This is a genomic window from Amycolatopsis lurida, from assembly GCF_900105055.1.
Lineage (GTDB): Bacteria > Actinomycetota > Actinomycetes > Mycobacteriales > Pseudonocardiaceae > Amycolatopsis > Amycolatopsis lurida.
In genome coordinates, this window is sequence record NZ_FNTA01000004.1 from 232,502 (window position 1) to 250,127 (window position 17,626).

Consider the following 17,626-nt stretch of genomic DNA (forward strand, 5'->3'; position numbering starts at 1 on the left):
ACTTCGACTTTCCGGGAGAGTGCCGTGAGCCATTGGGACGTCCACCACCTGCCGCGTGCCGACGGCAAGACCTTCCTGGTCACCGGCGGCAACGCGGGGATCGGCTATTTCGTCGCCGAACAGCTCGCCGGAACCGGCGCCACCGTGCTCCTCGGCAGCCGGGACACCACCAAGGCGGAGACGGCGATCGCTTCGATCCGTTCCTTGGTGCCGGACGCGAAACTCGGGCACCTGCGGCTCGATCTTTCCGACCTCAAGTCCTCTGTGGACACTCTCGGGATCGAACGGCTGGAAGCCGTCGTCTGCAACGCGGGTGTGCTCCTGGAAGACCAGCCGAGACAGGAGACCGCCGACGGCCTCGAACTGACCTTCGCCACCAACCATCTCGGGCATTTCGTGCTGGTACACCGGCTGATGCCCCTGCTCGAAGCAGCGGAAGCCGGTCGCGTCGTCACCACGGGCAGCTTCGTGGGCAAGTCCGCGGAACTCGACCTCGACGATCTCCAGAGCAAGCGGGATTACCAGCCCAAGCGCACTTATGCGCGTTCGAAGCTGGCGCAGATGTTGTTCGCCTTCGAGCTCGACAGGCGGCTGCGCGAGGCCGGGAGCACGGTCTTGAGCGTCGTCGACCATCCGGGCGGCGCGCTCGATTCCCTGACCCCGCCGAGGCCGGTGCACCCCGAGCCCGCCGGGCGGAAGTTCCCGGCCGGGCTTCTGTTGCAGGGCAAGGAAGCCGGCGCTTGGCCCGCGGTACGCGCGGTACTCGATCCTTCGGTGCGCGGCGGTGAGATGTTCGGGCCCCGCGTGTTCGGCCTGCGTGGTGAGCCGAGGCGGGAACCGGTCCGCGGGAAGCTCGCCGACTCCGCGCTCGCCGCCCGGTTGTGGGCGGCGAGCGCGGAGCTCACCCGGTGACGTCGGCGGAGTCCGGTTCGGACCGGCCACGGGACCGCAGGCCCAGCAGCAGGTCGATCACCAGGAACGCCAGCAGGCTGATGCCGAACAGCGGCACGAACCAGCCGATCGCGGCGGCGGCCACGAGGAGCCCCACCAGCAGTGCGGGCGGCGCCTTGCGCCACTGACCGCGCGGGATGGGCCGCCCGAAGGTCAGCCCGGTTGCGCGGGTCGGCCTGCGCCGCCACCACATGCGGTAGCCGAGCACGACCAGCGTGACCAGACCGGCGCCCAGCAGGAGCAGCACGATCTGGTTGGGCCAGCCGAAGAGCACGCCCATATGCGCGTCGATCCCCCAGCGGGCGAGCTTGGCCATCAGCGGATAGTCGCCGAACCGCACTTCGCCCAGGATCTGGCCGGTGGTCCCGTCGACCGCGACGGCGTCGACCTGCGTCGGCCAGCCACGCTCGATTTCCGCCACCTGCCACGGAGCGCCGGGTTCGGTGGGCAGCCCGATCTCCACCGAGGGTGCGTCGATCCCGGCGGCACGGGCCGACGCGAGCATCGCGTCCACACTGTCGGGCTTCGCGGCGGGCGCTTCACCGTGACCCGCGTGCCCGGTGTGTCCGGCGTGCTCGCCGGCGCCCGTCACCTTCAACGCCGGAGTGGCCCAGCCGAGGGACTCACGCAGCGCCGAGACGTTCTCTCCCGCATAGGTCGACCACGTCAGGCCTGTCGCGGAAAGGAACAGCGCGCCGAGCAGCACCCACAGGCCGACGGATCCGTGGCGCCGCACCGACTTCCCGCGCGCGGACTCGGCCTTCTCATTCCGGCGGGCGCGGCGGCGGCTCACCCACAGTACGAGACCGCCCAGCGCGACCACCCACAACCAGGAGGCGGCCAGTTCGCTGTAGAGCCGTCCGGGTTCACCGAGCAGCAGGTTGCGGTGCAACTGGTCGAGCGTCGTCCGGAACGGCAAGGCACCGCTGGAGCCGTACGCGACGAGATCCCCGCGCACCTGCGCGGTGGCGGGGTCGACGAAGATCGCGCGTCGTTCGGATTCACCGAGCCCGTCCTCGGCGAACAGCACGCGAGTGGTGTCGCCCGGCTCGGGGGCGGGCCGGACGGCGACCAGGGCACCGCCGGGGTTCGCGGCTTGAGCCGCTTTGACCTGGTCGGCCAGTGAGACCTGGTTCAGTCCGACGGGTGCCCGGAGCTGATCGGCGTAGATCCAGGACTCCATCTGCGGAGTCGCCGCGTACAGAACGCCGGTGAGCGCGGCGATGAGGACGAACGGTCCGACGAGAACGCCGGCGTAGAAGTGGAGACGGAGGAACAGTCCGCGCCAGCCGGACGCGCGTGGCGGGCTGGTGGTCGATTCGATTCGCGTTGCCATGGGGAACTCCTCAGGCGTCGGTGGGGAGGCGTGCGCCTGCGCCGCGCGCCGGAGTGGTCACGGCACGCGTGCTGAGCCCTACCGCGACATGGGTCTCGGCAGGGTTTCGGGGATCAGGCGAACGTCACCGGCGGACCGCGCCGCGAAAGCACATCTCGCAGGAGCGCCTCGGTCGCGGGGAACTTCACCGCGAGCGGGACGTGGATGCGCAGCGGTGCCGTCGCGGGCCGCGGTGACAGACGGCGCGGAAGGACCGCGGCGATCAGTGCCGCGAGCGCGAACAGGACACGCTCGGCGCCCGCGAGCACCATCGCCACCACGAGCGTCGCGGCGGCGTGCCCGGCCGCCATGGCCGGGCCGTTGCCGGGGGTTTCGGCGTGCTGGGCGTGCGACTGCCAGGTCAGGAAGGTCAGACAGGCGTGCATCGCCAGTTGCCCGCCCGCCACCAGGCAAAGGATGGCGAGCGGACCGCGACGACGACCCGCGAACGCGTACGCCACCCAGCTCAGCAGGAGGACGAGCAGCACGACCACGCCCAAGTCGGGGACGCGTCCGCTGGTCCCGGCGTGGGCGCCGGTCGCCAAAGTGCCGGTCAGGACCCCCACGGCCCCGCCGCGGAGGCGCCTGGCCGGGCCCCGGGCCGAGGTCGGCGTGCGCACGGAGGCAGAGTAGAGCGCGAGAGGGCCTGCTGTCTCTCCTTGCTATCGTCACCCCGGTGTTCCGCAGCCTGCCCTTCCTCCGGCTCTGGACCGGGAACACCGCCTCCGGGCTGGCGACCTGGGCCCTGCCGTTCATCCTCGGGCTCGCGGTGCTGGAACGGTCGCTTTCGGCAGTGGACCTCGGCATCGTGCTCGCCGCGCGGACCGCGGGGTTCCTCGTGGCCGTACCGGTGGCGGGCGTACTGGCCGACCGGTACTCACGGCGCGGGGTCGTGCTCTGGGCGGGTCTCGTCGCCGGCCTCGCCACTCCCCTGATCGCCGTCGGAATGGGCCGATCGGTTCTGGTGACGGCCGTCGCGGCCGCCGTCGTCGGCGTCGGGCAGGGCGCGTGCCGTCCGGCGTTCCAGGCGCTGACCGCCGAAGTGATCGCCGAAGATCGCCGCCAGCAGGCCAACGCCGCGATGACGCTCGCCGTGCGGGTCACGACCTTGGTCGCGCCCGGGCTCACCGCCTTGCTCTCGCAGTTCGCCTCGACGTCGGCCCTGGTGATCGGGACCGGCGTGCTGTGGCTCGGCGCGGCGCTGATCCCGCCGCCAGGCTCTTTCGTGCCCGCCCCGGCCACGTCCAGGGTCCGCTTCTTCGGCGAATTCGCCGACGGCCTCCGTGAGGCCCGCCGTCACCCGTGGTTCCTGGCCGGGCTCGGCGCACTGACCGCCGTGATCGCGACCGGCTATTCCGCCACCGGCGTGGTGCTGCCCTTGGTCAGCCGCGACCGCTACGACACCGAAGCGGTCCTGGCCGCCGGGCTCACCGCGTACACGGTCGGCGCCCTCGTGGGCGCGGTCGTCATCGCGCGCCGGCGGCCGAAACGGCAGGGTTGGGCGGCGCTCATCGGGCTCGGCTGCTACGGCTTCGCCCCACTGAGCCTGCTGTTCCCGGTGCATCCCGCTTTCGTCGTCGCCGCCTACGCCGTCGCGGGGCTGGGCATCGAACTGTTCAACGTCCCGTGGTTCACCGCGACCCAGCGGGAGGTCGAGCCGGGGAAGCTCGCGCGGGTGTCCTCTTTGGACTTCCTGTTCTCCTATGGCCTGGCGCCCGCCGGGCTCGCGCTCATCGCCCCCGCGATCGACCTGTTCGGGGCGGCACCGGTGCTGGCGACATGCGCGGTCGTCTGCTTCGCCGCACCGGCGGCCGCTGCTCTGGTTCCCTCTTCGCGGGATTTCCGGACCGCCGCACCGATCAAGAGTGTCTAGTTCTTGCGCTCACTTGCGGTAATGTTTCAGCCATGACGCGTCGTCTTGCCGAAGTCGCCCGCAAGGTCGGGGTCAGTGAAGCCACGGTCAGCCGGGTGCTCAACGGCCGGTCCGGGGTCTCCGCCAGCACCCGGGCCGCCGTCCTCACCGCACTGGACGTGATGGGGTACGAACGGCCGACCCAGCTGCGCGGGGATCGAGCCCGCCTGGTCGGACTGGTCCTTCCCGAACTCCAGAACCCCATCTTCCCGGCGCTGGCCGAAATCATGGGCAACGCACTCGCCCAGCAGGGGTTCACCCCGGTCCTGTGCACCCGCACCGCGGGCGGCGTCTCCGAAGCGGAGTACGTCGAACTGCTGTTGCAACAGCAGGTTTCCGGTGTCGTGTTCGCCGGCGGGCTCTACGCCCAGGCCGACGCGGTGCACTCCCACTACCACCATCTCGCCGAGCGCCGCCTGCCGACGGTGCTGATCAACGCCGCCGTCGACCACCTCGGGCTGCCGCAGATCTCGTGCGACGACGCGGTCGCCGTCGAGCAGGTCGTCGGGCACCTGAGCTCACTCGGCCACGAGAAGATCGGCCTCGTCCTCGGCCCGAACGACCACGTGCCGTCGCAGCGCAAACTCGAGGCCTTCCGCTCCTACGCGGCGAAACTCGGGCTCCCGGTCTTGGACGAGCTCGTCGAACACGGCATGTTCTCCATCGAAGGCGGGCATGCGGCCGCGGCCAGGCTGTACCCGCGCGGCGCGACGGCCGTTCTGTGTGCGAGCGACCTCCTGGCACTGGGCGCGATCCGCGCGGCCCGGAGGCAGGGTCTGTCGGTCCCCGAAGACATCTCAGTGGTCGGCTACGACGATTCGGCCCTGATGAACTGCACCGATCCGCCACTGACCACGACCCGCCAGCCGATCGAGGCGATGGGCCGCGCCGTGGTGGAATTGCTGGTCAAGCGCATAAACGGCGGGGAGGTCGCGGCCGAGGAACTGCTGTTCGCCCCCGAACTCGTCGTCCGCGGCTCCACCGCCCGCCGCAATTAGCCGGCCACTTGCGGGGCCAATGAGCCCTCGAGTACGTGAAGGCCCCCTTCATTGCGCTAGACGCAATGAAGGGGGCCTTCACGTACTCGGGGAACTTGACGGCACGACCTGTCGCAAAGTTGCAAGTTCTCATCCAGTTATTGCGTTGATCCGGGGCTTCACTTTAGAGTGACCGCAATCACGTGACAGCCGTCGCGATCCCGAGATGAGGCTTGAAGATGAGCAGCACTTGGTCCCCCACCGTGCGCCGCCGGATGTTCTGCCTGCTCCTCGCGGGTGGACTCACCCTGGGGGTGGCCGCCTGCGGTTCCGGTTCCGGTGAAGGCGCGGGAGGCAAGGTCAAGATCACCGTGACCGGCCAGCCCCCGACGAGTCAGCCGTTCGAGCGCGGCGTGTTCGACGCAGACGTCAAGGAGTTCGAGGAGTCCCACCCGGACATCGACATCGAGCCCCACGAAGGGTTCATGGATCCGAAGACGTTCTCCGCCAAGCTCGCCGGCGGCCAGCTCGAAGACGTCTACTACGTCTACTTCACCGACCCTGCGCAGATCATCGCGCGCCGCCAGGCCGCCGACATCACCGAAGCGGCCAAGGGCCTGAAGAACTTCGGCGACATCAAACCGGAATTACTGGACAACTTCCGGGATGCCGACGGCAAGCTCTACGGCCTGCCGACGATGAACTACAGCATGGGCCTGGTCTACAGCCGCCCGCTGTTCCAGAAGGCCGGGCTGGACCCGAACAAGCCGCCGCAGACCTGGGACCAGGTCCGCGAAGCCGCGAAGAAGATCGCCGCGCTGGGCAACGGCACGGTCGGGTACGCCGACTACAGCAAGAACAACCAGGGCGGCTGGCACCTGACCGCCTGGCTCTACTCGATGGGCAGTGAGGTCGCCCGCAAGGACGGCGACAACTGGGTCGCCGCGTTCGACAACGACAAGGCCAAGGCCGCCCTGAACCAGCTGCGCGCCATGCGGTGGGAAGACGACACCATGGGCAGCAAGCAACTCCTTGAAGCACAGGACGTCCAACGCATGATGGGCGCCGGCCAGCTCGGCATGTACATGGCGGCCCCGGACAACGTCCCGGTGCTGGTCAAGCAGTTCAACGGCAAGTACGAGGACTACGGCGTCGCCGGGATGCCGGGCGGGCAGGGCACGCTGCTCGGCGGCGAGGGCTACATGATCAACCCCAAGGCCTCGCCGGAGAAGATCAAGGCCGGCCTGGAATGGGTCCGCTGGAAGTACCTCAACCCGGAGCGCTTCGAGAAGCACGTCCAGCAGTACGTCGACGGCAAACAGCCGGTGGGGCTTCCCGCCGAGCCGACCCCGGACGTCTGGCAGGGCGCGATCCGTGACCAGCAGCTCGCGATCAAGGCCAAGCACGCCAACGTTCCCGCCGAGAACTACCAGTCCTATGTGGACTCAAGCTCGCGGATCAAGGGCAGTATCGAACCGCCGAACGCGCAGCAGGTCTACGCCATTCTCGACAGTGTGATGCAGGCGGTGCTCACCGATCGGAACGCGGATATCGATCAGCAGCTGTCGTCGGCCGTGTCGAAGGTCAACAGTGTCCTCGCCCAGGTCAAGTAGCGTCCTCGACTGGCCCGCGACGACGTCGTCGCGGGCCCGTCGCCCGGTCGCTTCGGCCGCCGGACGCCGCCGGACCCGGTTGCGCCGCAAGCTCAAGGAGAATCTCACCGCGTACGGCCTGTTGTGCGCCGCGCTCGTGGTGTTCGCGCTGTTCTCCTGGTATCCGATCGTGCGCGGGGTACTGCTGAGCTTTCAGCAGGTCGACTTCGTCAACCCGCCGACGTGGGTCGGTTTCGACAACTTCAGCCGCCTGTTCGAAGACCCGCTGTTCGGCGTCGCCTGGCGTAACACGCTGTTGTTCACCGTGCTCGCCCTGGTCTTCGGGTTCGTGGTGCCGTTCGCGACCGCGGTGCTGCTCAACGAGCTACGCCACGCCAAGGCGTTCTTCCGGCTCGCGGTCTACCTGCCGGTGATGCTGCCGCCGGTGGTCACCGCACTGATGTGGAAATGGTTCTACGACCCGGGCGCCGGTCTGTTCAACTCCGCGCTCGGCGCCGTGGGCCTGCCCGGCGGCCCATGGCTCGATTCGAGCGACACGTCGATGCTGTCGCTGGTGTTCGTGTCGACGTGGGCGAACATGGGCAGCACCACGCTGATCTACCTCGCCGCGCTCGGCACCATCCCCGGTGAGCTCTACGAGGCGGCGGAACTGGACGGCGCCGGACTGTGGAAACGCCTGATCCACGTCACGCTGCCGCAGACCCGGTTCGTGTTGCTGGTGCTGCTGTTGCTGCAGGTCGTCGCGACCATGCAGGTGTTCACCGAGCCGTACGTGATGACCGGCGGCGGCCCGGACGACTCGACCGTCACCGTGCTCCTGCTGCTGTACCGCTACGCCTTCGTCTACAACGACTTCGGCTCGGCCAGCGCGTTGAGCCTGCTGCTGTTCGCCGCGCTCGGGGTGTTCTCCGCGTTGTACGTGCGCCTGACCCGGAAGGCGGATCAGTCATGAGGACGCTCGTCTCCCCCAGCACGCTCCGCAGTCCCGGCGGCAAGATCGGGTATGCCGTGATCTTCGGCTGCACCCTGCTCCTGTTCGTCATCGCGTTCCTGTTCCCGCTGTACTGGGCGGTGACCGGCGCGATGAAGTCACCGCAGGAACTGGCGCAGACCCCGGCGACGTTCATCCCGGACGAATGGCATCCGGGGACCTTCGCCGACGCGTGGGACCAGCTGAGTCTCGGCAAGTACTTCCTCAACACCGTCGTCGTGGCGGGCGGCGCCTGGCTGGCCCAGCTGGCCATCGACGTCCCCGCGGCGTTCGCGTTGTCGAAGCTGAGGCCGAAGTTCGGCAACGTCGTGCTCGGGCTGATGCTCGTGACGTTGATGCTCCCGGCGGCGGCGCTGCTGGTGCCCACCTACGTGACGATCACCGACCTGCCGCTGCTGAACGTCAATCTGATCAACTCGCCGACGGCGGTCTGGCTGCCCGCCGCGGCGAACGCGTTCAACATCTACCTGCTGAAACGGTTCTTCGACCAGATCCCGGACGAGCTGATCGAGGCCGCGCGGCTCGACGGCGCGGGACCGGTGCGCACGCTGTGGCGCATCATCCTGCCGATCTCCCGGCCGATCCTCGCCGTGGTCTCGATCCTCGCGGTGGTGGCCGCGTGGAAGGACTTCATCTGGCCGCTGCTGGTGTTCCCGGACACCGAGAAGCAGACGCTGTCGGTGATGCTGCAGCGGGTGGCCATCGACATGCCGCTGAACGTGCTCGTCGCGGGCATGGTGCTGGCCAGTCTGCCGATGGTGGCGCTGTTCCTGGCCTTCCAGCGGCACATTCTCGCCGGGCTCACGGCCGGCAGCGTCAAAGGCTGAATTCTTCGCCGCATTCGGGGTATCCACGAACGACTGAGGAGGGCACTTCCGTGACCGCATTGGGGCAGTCCGCCGGATGGTGGCGGAGCGCGGCGATCTACCAGGTCTACATCCGCAGTTTCGCCGATGGGAACGGCGACGGCGTCGGCGATCTCGCCGGGGTCCGCGCGCGGCTGGACTATCTTGCCGAGCTGGGGATCGACGCGATCTGGTTCACCCCGTGGTATCCGTCGCCGATGGACGACGGCGGCTACGACGTCGCCGACTTCCGGGACATCGACCCGCTCTTCGGCACCCTCGCCGAAGCGGAGGACCTGATCGCCGCGGCCCACGCCAAAGGGATCCGCGTGATCATCGACATCGTGCCGAACCACTGCTCCGACGAGCACCGCTGGTTCGCCGACGCACTCGCGGCGGAGCCGGGATCACCGGAACGGCAACGGTTCTGGTTCCGGCCGGGTCGCGGACCGGACGGCTCCGAGCCGCCGAACAACTGGCAGTCGCGCTTCGGCGGCTCCGCGTGGACCCGGGTTCCGGACGGCGAGTGGTACCTGCATCTCTACAGCTCGCGCCAGCCGGACTTCAACTGGGACAACCAGGACATCCGGGCCGATTTCGAGGACGTGCTGCGGTTCTGGTTCGACCGCGGGGTCGACGGCTTCCGCATCGACGTCGCCGACGGGCTGGTGAAGGACCCGCGCCTGCCCGACGTCGATCCCGGCGACGAGACGCCGTTCTCCGATCAGGAGGGGCTGCACGAGATCTACCGGTCGTGGCGCAAGATCGCCGACAGCTACCCGGGCGACCGGGTGATGGTCGGCGAGATGTGGCTGCCGGCCATGTCGCGGGCCGCGCGGTACCTGCGCCGCGACGAACTGCATGCGGCGTTCAACTTCGATTTCCTGGTGTGCCCGTGGGATTCCACCCGCTTCCGGGGCGTGATCGAGCGGACGCTGGCGGCGCACGAGGAGGTCGGCGCGCCCGCGGCCTGGGTGCTCTCGAACCACGACGTCACCCGGCATGTGACCCGGTACGGCCGCGAAGGCGACACCGGCTTCGCGTTCGCCGACCGGCTGCACGGAACCCCGGTGGACCGCGAACTCGGGACCCGGCGGGCGCGGGCGGCGGCGTTGCTGACCATGGCACTGCCCGGTGGTCTGTACGTCTATCAGGGGGAGGAGCTCGGCCTGTGGGAGATCGAGGACATCCCGGACGGGCTGCGCCAGGATCCGGTGTGGGCCCGCACGAACGGCGCCGATCCCGGCCGTGACGGCTGCCGCGTCCCGCTCCCCTGGTCCGGTGACGCGCCGCCGTTCGGTTTCGGCACCGGCGGGACGTGGCTGCCCCAGCCTGCGGAATGGCGCTCCAGCACGGTGGAGGTGCAGGCGGCCGAACCGGCGTCGATGCTCCGGCTCTACCGCTCCGGTCTGCGCCTGCGGACCGAACTTCCCGCGCTCGGCCCCGGCGAGCTGGAATGGCTGGCACTGGGCGACGGCGTGCTGGCGTTCACCCGGGAGCCGGGTTTCACCTTCGTGCTGAACTTCTCGGACAAGCCGGTGGCGTTGCCGCCGCACCGCGAAGTGCTCATGGCCAGCGGTCCCGTCGAGGGTGAACTCCCGACGGACACGGCGGTGTGGCTGCGCACCTGATCACCGACGGGCCGTGACCCGGCCGATCCGGCCGCGCATCCGTGCGCGGCCCGCCGGGTCACGCCACCGGAGGTGCCTGTCGAGCACCTCGCGGAGCACACCGCCGAGGACGAGGCCGTGGGTGGCGGTCTCGACGCAGGGGTGGTCGCGGAGCCAGTCGAACAGCTCCGACGATCGTCCTCCCGGCAGCACCGACCGGAGGAGGTCTTCGGTGGTGTGCTCCGCTTGCGCGCACACGTACAACGCCCACCGGTGTGCCTCCGTCGGCGGATCACCGGCCAGATGCGCGTAAACGGTGTCCACCACGTAGCGCTCCGCGTCGGACCGCGGTGACCTGCTCACCTCGGCGGCCAACGAGAGCGCGAACGGGTTGCCCGCCGCGAAGTCCACAATGGACTTCCGCAGGACCGCGCCGACACCCCGTGCTTCGAGCAGCGCCAAGGACTCGTTCTCGCTCAAGGCTTCGAGCTTCCGGATCCGGATCCTCCCGGACCACACCGGATCGACCAGCAGCTTGGCGTCCGGCCCCGTCCGGCAGGCGATCACGACCGTGGCGTCTTCGGGCAGGCGGCGCAGGACACCCGCCGGGTCGTCGAGCCCGTCGAACAGCCGCACGGGTTTGCCCATGGCCGCCGCGTCGCCGGCGAACTTCCGCAGCAAGGTCGACTTCCCGATGCCGGGCGGTCCGGTGAGGAAGAGGACCTCGGCACCGTTGGCCGGATCTCTCGTGAGCAGCCGCCGGAATTCCGCGCGTTCGCGCTCGCGGCCGACGAACAGCGGCGCCGGGTCGCGGAGCCTGGGCGCCGGATCGTCCTCGGCGCGTAGCACCTTCTCGTGCAGCGCCCGCAGTTTCGGCCCCGGCCGGACTCCGAGTTCTTCGTCGAACAGTTCGTGGATCGAGCGGTAGAGTTCGAGCGCCTCGGCCCGGCGCCCGCCGCGATGAAGGGCGAGAAGATAGATCTCGTACAGCGGCTCCTCGAGCCGGTTCCGCTCGATCAGCACGGGTACTTCGGCCATCACCTCGTCGTGTTCCCCGAGTTCGAGGCGCAGCCGGAGCAACTCCTGGGTCGCGGTCAGTTTCAGTCGCTCCAGGCGCGAGCGCTCCTGTTCGGCCGCTTCGCCGGGGACGCCGGCCAGCGCCGTTCCGGTCCAGAGGCCGAGCGCGCGTTCCAGCAGCTTCGCCGCCGTGTCCACGTTGTGCGCCTGCCGAGCACTCTCGATCAGCCCGGCGAATTCGACGGCGTCCACCTCGAAACGATCGGGGTCCAGCCGGTAGCCGCCGGACCGCGAAACGATCGCCGAGCCAAGACCCTGCAAGGAGAGCAGCCGCCGGAGGCGGGAGATGTAGGTGCGGATGACCGCCTCGCCGGTGGCCGGCGCCCGCTCGCCCCAGAGCCCGTCGATCAGCTCACCGGTGCGGACGAAGCTGCCCGCGTTGGCCAGCAACAGCATCAAGACCGCCTGCTGCTGCGGCGAGCCGAGGTCGAGGCGGGTACCGCCGCTGGTGAAACCGGGCGGGCCGAGCACGGTGAAGCGGTACCGGGCTTCCTGCGGAAGGCTGGACATGAGCGGAAAGGTAGGCGAGCCCGCGCGACGGCCGCGAGCGTCGGACGACGCCATCGGCGTACGTCGTCCACCCATGACGTACAGGGGTGACGTCATCCGACGGTCGCCGCCGTCGGGGCGGGATTCCTACGGTTGCGGCATGTCTGAAACCACGTACACCGCCGTCGCCACTTCGACCGCGGAAGGCCGCAACGGCGGCCGGGCGACCTCCGACGACGGAGTGCTCGACGTCGGCCTCGCCGTCCCCAAGGCCTTCGGCGGCTCCGGCGACGGCACGAACCCCGAGCAGCTGTTCGCCGCGGGCTGGGCGTCGTGCTTCGTCGGCGCCGTCCGCCGCGTCGCGGGCGTCAAGAAGGTGAAGCTGGAGGACCTCGCCGTCGTCGCCGAGGTGACGCTGCATCACGACACCGAAGCGGGCGAATTCCACCTGAGCGCCGCACTGCACCTGGAGGCCACCGGCATCGATCAGGCCACCGCCGACGAGCTGGTCCAGGGCGCGCACCAGGTATGCCCGTACTCCAAGGCGACGCGGGGGAACGTGGAGGTCACCCTCGACGCGACGGTCGCCTGACCCATCGCTCTCGTGAGTGGTAAAGACGGTTCTAACCGTCCTTACCACTCACGAGGCCCAAGGCTTTCTTGAGTTCCGCCCGCGAACTCACCCCGAGCTTGGGGAAGATCCGGTGCAGATGCGTGCCGACCGTCCGGTGCGACAGGTAGAGCCGCTGCCCGATCTCCCGGTTCGTCAGGCCCTCCGCGGCCAGCTGCACGATGCTCAGCTCGTGCGGGGTCAGCTTCTCCCGCGCGTCGGGGCCGCGGTGGGGGCTCGACTCCCCCGCGCTCCGCAGTTCACGGCGCGCGCGTTCGGCCCATGCGGTCATGCCGAGCGCGTCGAACGTCTCCCGCGCGGTGCGCAGATGCGCCCGCGAGTCCACGGCGCGCCGCTGCCGCCGCAGCCATTCGCCGTAAGCCAGGTGCAGCCGCCCGCGTTCGGCGGGCCAGCCGTCCAGCTCCGCCCCCAGCGCGGTCTCGAACAGCTCGTCACCCGGTTCCAGGACGGCGCGGGCGAAGCGCAAGCCGATGTGCAGCGCGGGCGCCGGCGTCTTCAGCGCAAGCTGTTCCATCTCCGCGACGATCTCGCGCAACGCGTCGACCTGACCGGCCCGGACCGCCACCTCGGCGAGTTCCGCGATGAAGTAGACGCGCAGCGCCGGCTGGCAGGCGGGATCGGCGGGGTCGAACAGGCGCCGCAGGTCGGCGAACGCGTCGTCGAAGCGGCCCTCGCTCGACGCGGCGATCCCCTTGGCGAGTTGCACGGTCGCCAGCACCGGTCGGGCACCGGCGGCGAGCGCGGTCCGTTCGGCCTCGACGGCCAGCGCCTTGGCCTGTTTGTGGTCACCACGCAGTGCGGCGATCTCGGCCTGGACCGCGGTGGCGAGGCCGTACATGAACGGCTGCCCGGTCTCCTTGGCGAATTGGGCGGCTTCCGCCGCGACCGGCACGGCCGCGGCGAGGTCGCCGAGCCGGACCCGGCTCCACGCCAGCACCGCCAGCGCTCGTGGCAACAGACCGAGCCTGCCTTGTGCCCGCAGCCCCGGCGCCGCGGCCGCCGAGAACCGGGCCGCCAGATCGACCGCACCGATCTGGAGCGACGCGCTGCCGAGAAACCGGTCGACCTCGGGGTCGGCACCGGTGGCGGCGGCGAGTTCGCGCAGCTCGCGGAGGACCGACCCGGCCCGGTCGAACGGCGCCACGTAGGCGGCGACGGCGACCAGGCGCGGATCCGAGTCCTCGACCGGGAGCCGGTCCGCGACGCCCAGCAGCGTTCGCCGCGTGTCCTCGCCGGGCTCGGCCCAGAAACAGCGCATGGCGGCACCCCACAGGATCCGCATCGCCGGATCCGGCTGACCGTCCTCCGCGACCGACTCGGCCAGCCGTGCCAGTTCCGCGATCCGCGACAGGTCCTCGCGGACACCGTCCTCGAACCCGCTGAGCAACCAGCTCGCCGTCGCTCGTTGCCGTGGCGTCAGCTCTCCCGCGCGGGCGTCCCGGACGAGTCGTTCCGCCGTCTCGCGGCCACCGGATTCGACGGCCAGCTCGGCCGCGCGCAGCAACCGGTCCGCCCGTCGTTCCGGATCGGCGCTCACCAGCGCCGCTTGCTCCAGCGCGGCGACGGCGGCCGTCGCTCCGCCGCGATGCCGGGCGCGATCGGCGGCGTGTTCCAGTTCGCGGGCCACCTCCTCGTCGGCACCGGTCGCGGCGGCCGCCCGATGCCAGGCGCTGCGATCCGGCTGCCCACGGAAGACCTCGGCGAGGCTCAGGTGCGCGCGGCGCCGTTCCTCGGCGGACACCGAGGCGGGGATGGCCGACCGCATCAGCGGATGCCGGAAAGTGACGACGCGGGCTTCGAGGTCGATCAACCGGGTTTCGACGGCGGGTGCCAACACCGACGGTTCGAGGACCTCGCCAACGAGCGAGCCTGCCGCCGCGAGGGTCTCGGCGAGCGAGCCTGCCTCGTTGAGGGCGGCGACCAGCGAAGTCGTCCGAGCCGGTTCCGGCAGCCCGGCGAACCGGGCCCCGAACGTTCGCTCGAGCCGTTCGGTCAGCGGCAGCACGGGTTCGGGCGCCTCGGTCACGGCCGACGGCAGCTCGGTCAGGGCCAGCGGATTCCCGGCGGCCTCGGCGAGCACCCGGGACCGGGCCGTCGAAGAAAGACCCGGGGCGACGGAGTCGACCAACTCGGCCGACACGTCGCCGGGAAGGCGTCCCAGGTCCATTGAGGACAGTCCCGCGTCTCGCAGCGGCGACGGCTCCCCGTCCCGGACGGTCGCGATCAGCACGATCGGCTCCGTCTCGATCCGCCTGGCGACGAACGCGAGCGCGTCGGCGCTCTCACGGTCCATCCAGTGGACGTCCTCGGCGACGATCAGCAACGGCTTGGCCGCCGCTTCGTCCGAAAGCAGCGTCAACGCGGCGAGCCCGACCAGATACGCGTTGGGCTCGCCCGCTTCGGCGAGCCCCAGCGCCGCCCAGAGCGCGGAACGCTGCGGCGCGGGCAGAGTGTCGGCACCGGCCCGCACCGGACGGAGCAGCTGGTGCAGCGCGGCGTACGCGAAGTTCCGTTCGGCCTCGGCGCCGGTCGCGCGCAACACCCGCAGGCCACCGAGGGCCGCGGCGGCCACCGCCTCCGCCACGAGGGCGGACTTGCCGACGCCCGGTTCGCCCTGGACGAGAACACCGCCGCAGCCCGCGGCGGGCCCGTCGACGAGCTCGGACAGATCCTTCAGTTCGGCTTCCCGTCCGAAAAGCGGCATGGTGCGGCATTCCTCCCGTCGGCCGTGGGCGGCCGCCCGTCCGACGATACCCAAACGGTCCGGTTAGGACTCCCGGCGCCGTCCACAGGATGTAGACGGCGTGTCGACACGATCCGCCTAGCGTCGGTCGCATGCACAAGGCTTCCCGGTTCGCCCTTGCCCTGGCGCTCACCGGTCTCTCCGTGGGGCTCGTCCCCGCGACCGCGAACGCCACCCCTGGCCGCGGCGTCAGCGCGGTGACGCTCTTCGACCACGTGGTCGGCGACACCCAGTACGTGCTGAAGGAGATCACCCTGGCGCCCGGCGGCAGCACGGGCTGGCATTTTCACCCCGGTCCGGTGTCCGGCGTGGTCGAACGCGGCGTCCTGAGCCACCACGACGCGACCTGCGCGAGCGACGGCGTCTATCGCGCCGGGCAGGCGATCACCGAGGAGAGCGGCCCCGGCTACGTCCACATCGGACGGAACCTGGGCACCGGACCGGTCGTGCTCGAGGTGCTCTACCGGGTGCCCGTGGGCCAGGCCCTGGCCGTCGACGTGCCCGACCCCGGCTGTTCGTTCGACTGAATCCCCGAAGGAAAGTGATGAGACGCAAGAAGTTGTTCCTGGCGGCGGCACCGCTGGCCGCCCTGCTGCCGCTGGTGCTGACCTCGGTCACCCAGACGGCGCCCGCCGAAGCGGCGGCGACGTCGTGCGCGGCGGTCCCGGTTTCGGCGCCCGACGGCGCGCGAATCGAGTCCGTCCGGGCCGAGCCGAAGCCCGGCGGGACGGTCACGTTCCCGCCCACCCCGTTCTCGGCCCCCGCCGCGATCACGGACGTGCCCGCGTACTGCGAAATCACCGTCACGCTGACCCACGGCAAGGCGGGCGACCACGTCAAGGTCGCCGTCGCGCTGCCCCGGACCGGGTGGACCGGCAGGCTCCAGGCGGTCGGCGGCAGCGCCTACACCGCCGGTGACTTCGGTGCCCCACTGGTCCAGGCCGTCAAGGACGGCTACAGCGGCGTGACGACCGACGCCGGTGTCCCGTTGACCTTCCTCGACACCTCGTGGGCACTCACGCCCCAAGGCGAGATCGACAAGACCCTGGTGACGAACTTCGCCACCCGTTCCGTGCACGAAGCCGCTCTCGTCGGCAAGGACGTGACACAGAAGTTCTACCAGCGCGAAGTCGCCTACTCGTACTGGAACGGCTGCTCGACCGGTGGCCGTCAGGGCTACTCGGAAGCGCAGCGGTACCCGGGAGACTTCGACGGCGTCCTGGCGAACGCTCCCGCCGTGCACTGGGCGGAGTTCGCGGTCGCGACCCTCTGGCCGCGCGTCGTGATGAACCAGGAGAAGACCTTCCCGGCGGCCTGCGTCTTCACCGCTTTCCAGCAGGCGGCGATCAAGGCCTGTGACGGCCGGGACGGGGTCACCAACGGCATCGTGGACCGGCCCGACGAATGCGGTTACGACCCTCGATCGCTCATCGGCACGAAGGTGCTCTGCGGCGACAGGGAGGTCATCGTCACCGCGGCGGACGCCGAAGTCGTCCGCAAGATCTGGGCCGGACCGACCGACGAGCACGGGCGACGGCTCTGGGCGGGTCTCCCCAAGGGCGCGGACTTCGGCCCGGTGACGAACGCTCCCGGTTTCCCGGTGGCCGTGGGGTGGGTTCGGACGTTCCTGAAGAAGCAGCCCGGATTCGACACCGAGAAGATCACCTATCGCCAGTTCGCCGACCTGTTCCGCCAGTCGGTGCGGGAGTACGACGACGTCATCGGGACCTCGGACGCCGATCTGTCGGCGTTCCGCCGGGCAGGCGGCAAGCTGATCACCTTCGTCGGCTCCGACGACCAGCTGATCCCACCGGGCGGCACGCTGCAGTACCGCCGCGAGGTCGAGCGCGAGATGGGCGGCCCGAAGCGGGTCAACGACTTCTACCGGCTGTTCCTCGCGCCGGGTGTCGCGCACTGCTCCGGCGGCGCGGGCGCCGCACCGACGAACGCGCTGGGCGCGCTCGTCGACTGGGTCGAACGCGGCAAGGCGCCGTCGACCCTGTCCGCGGCGAACGGCGACAAGACCCTCACCCGCGATCTCTGCCCGTATCCGCAGGTCTCGCGCTACCGCGGCCACGGTGATCCCGCGGTGGCCACCAGCTACCGCTGCACCGGCCACTGAGGCCACCCACACCAGTGCCCGTCGTGCCGTCGCCCCCTCCGGCACGACGGGCACTTCCCCACACTGTGAGAAGTTCCGGCGTTCCCTTTGCCATACCCCTCAAAAGTACGGTATTGACGACAATGGACACCGGATCGCGAGCCGGTGCCACCTCTCTCCCGGCAGCGACTGAACCGTTGCACCGCAACGAAAACGCCTGCCGGATCCGCACGGACCACCGCCATATCACCCCACGTTCCAGCCGGGCGATATGACCCAAATGGTATGTACCAGTTGCGTGATCCGCCTCG

Annotated in this window: 14 protein-coding genes; 10 read left to right on the top strand and 4 right to left on the bottom strand. The window is 70.1% G+C overall.

The window, feature by feature from the left end; translation table 11 throughout:
• Nucleotides 1-24 precede the first annotated feature (24 nt).
• Nucleotides 25-912: an SDR family NAD(P)-dependent oxidoreductase gene (locus BLW75_RS06405; RefSeq protein WP_198935782.1), complete on the top strand. Its 888-nt coding sequence runs from the start codon at nucleotides 25-27 to the stop codon at nucleotides 910-912.
• On the opposite strand, the gene BLW75_RS06410 is transcribed toward BLW75_RS06405, so the two are convergent.
• Nucleotides 902-2,287 carry a PepSY-associated TM helix domain-containing protein gene (locus tag BLW75_RS06410; protein ID WP_034316463.1) on the bottom strand — a complete coding sequence of 462 codons (1,386 nt, stop codon included), beginning with the start codon at nucleotides 2,285-2,287 and terminating at the stop codon, nucleotides 902-904. The two genes, BLW75_RS06405 and BLW75_RS06410, sit on opposite strands and share 11 nt — an antisense overlap.
• A 113-nt stretch (nucleotides 2,288-2,400) precedes the next feature.
• Nucleotides 2,401-2,946: a hypothetical protein gene (locus tag BLW75_RS06415; RefSeq protein ID WP_241783811.1), complete on the bottom strand. Its 546-nt coding sequence runs from the start codon at nucleotides 2,944-2,946 to the stop codon at nucleotides 2,401-2,403.
• A gap of 56 nt (nucleotides 2,947-3,002) precedes the next feature.
• Here BLW75_RS06415 and BLW75_RS06420 point away from each other — a divergent pair, with 56 nt between their 5' ends.
• The 6 genes from BLW75_RS06420 (at nucleotide 3,003) to BLW75_RS06445 (ending at nucleotide 10,295) form a co-directional block, all read left to right on the top strand.
• On the top strand, nucleotides 3,003-4,199 hold the full coding sequence (locus tag BLW75_RS06420) for an MFS transporter (protein WP_091596966.1): 1,197 nt from the start codon (nucleotides 3,003-3,005) through the stop codon (nucleotides 4,197-4,199).
• Between the two features lie 32 nt (nucleotides 4,200-4,231).
• Entirely contained in the window at nucleotides 4,232-5,236 is a 1,005-nt protein-coding gene (locus tag BLW75_RS06425) for a LacI family DNA-binding transcriptional regulator (RefSeq protein ID WP_034316464.1), read from the top strand.
• Nucleotides 5,237-5,454: 218 nt separating this feature from the next.
• Nucleotides 5,455-6,828 carry an ABC transporter substrate-binding protein gene (locus tag BLW75_RS06430; protein ID WP_034316578.1) on the top strand — a complete coding sequence of 458 codons (1,374 nt, stop codon included), beginning with the start codon at nucleotides 5,455-5,457 and terminating at the stop codon, nucleotides 6,826-6,828.
• Nucleotides 6,806-7,780 (top strand): carbohydrate ABC transporter permease, encoded by a 975-nt coding sequence (locus tag BLW75_RS06435; protein WP_034316465.1) that lies wholly within the window; start codon nucleotides 6,806-6,808, stop codon nucleotides 7,778-7,780. The genes BLW75_RS06430 and BLW75_RS06435 overlap by 23 nt, the downstream gene beginning before the upstream one ends.
• The gene (locus tag BLW75_RS06440) at nucleotides 7,777-8,646 is read left to right on the top strand and encodes a carbohydrate ABC transporter permease (protein WP_034316466.1); all 870 of its coding nucleotides are present in this window, start codon (nucleotides 7,777-7,779) and stop codon (nucleotides 8,644-8,646) included. The genes BLW75_RS06435 and BLW75_RS06440 overlap by 4 nt, the downstream gene beginning before the upstream one ends.
• Nucleotides 8,647-8,696: 50 nt before the next feature.
• Nucleotides 8,697-10,295, top strand: a complete 1,599-nt coding sequence (locus BLW75_RS06445; protein ID WP_198935783.1) for a glycoside hydrolase family 13 protein — start codon at nucleotides 8,697-8,699, stop codon at nucleotides 10,293-10,295.
• Here BLW75_RS06445 and BLW75_RS06450 read toward each other — a convergent pair whose 3' ends face one another.
• Nucleotides 10,296-11,861, bottom strand: coding sequence for a BTAD domain-containing putative transcriptional regulator (locus BLW75_RS06450; protein ID WP_034316468.1), 1,566 nt, complete (start codon nucleotides 11,859-11,861; stop codon nucleotides 10,296-10,298).
• A gap of 139 nt (nucleotides 11,862-12,000) precedes the next feature.
• Between BLW75_RS06450 and BLW75_RS06455 the strand changes: the two genes are divergently transcribed.
• A complete protein-coding gene (locus BLW75_RS06455) occupies nucleotides 12,001-12,432 on the top strand; it encodes an organic hydroperoxide resistance protein (protein ID WP_034316469.1) in 432 nt (143 codons plus the stop codon).
• Between the two features lie 31 nt (nucleotides 12,433-12,463).
• Here BLW75_RS06455 and BLW75_RS06460 read toward each other — a convergent pair whose 3' ends face one another.
• Nucleotides 12,464-15,175 carry a helix-turn-helix transcriptional regulator gene (locus BLW75_RS06460; RefSeq protein ID WP_034316470.1) on the bottom strand — a complete coding sequence of 904 codons (2,712 nt, stop codon included), beginning with the start codon at nucleotides 15,173-15,175 and terminating at the stop codon, nucleotides 12,464-12,466.
• Between the two features lie 131 nt (nucleotides 15,176-15,306).
• Between BLW75_RS06460 and BLW75_RS06465 the strand changes: the two genes are divergently transcribed.
• Both BLW75_RS06465 and BLW75_RS06470 read left to right on the top strand, forming a co-directional pair.
• Nucleotides 15,307-15,741, top strand: a complete 435-nt coding sequence (locus BLW75_RS06465) for a cupin domain-containing protein (RefSeq protein ID WP_034316471.1) — start codon at nucleotides 15,307-15,309, stop codon at nucleotides 15,739-15,741.
• A gap of 17 nt (nucleotides 15,742-15,758) precedes the next feature.
• Complete coding sequence (locus tag BLW75_RS06470; protein WP_034316472.1) at nucleotides 15,759-17,336, top strand: tannase/feruloyl esterase family alpha/beta hydrolase; 1,578 nt, start codon at nucleotides 15,759-15,761, stop codon at nucleotides 17,334-17,336.
• Nucleotides 17,337-17,626 lie beyond the last annotated feature (290 nt).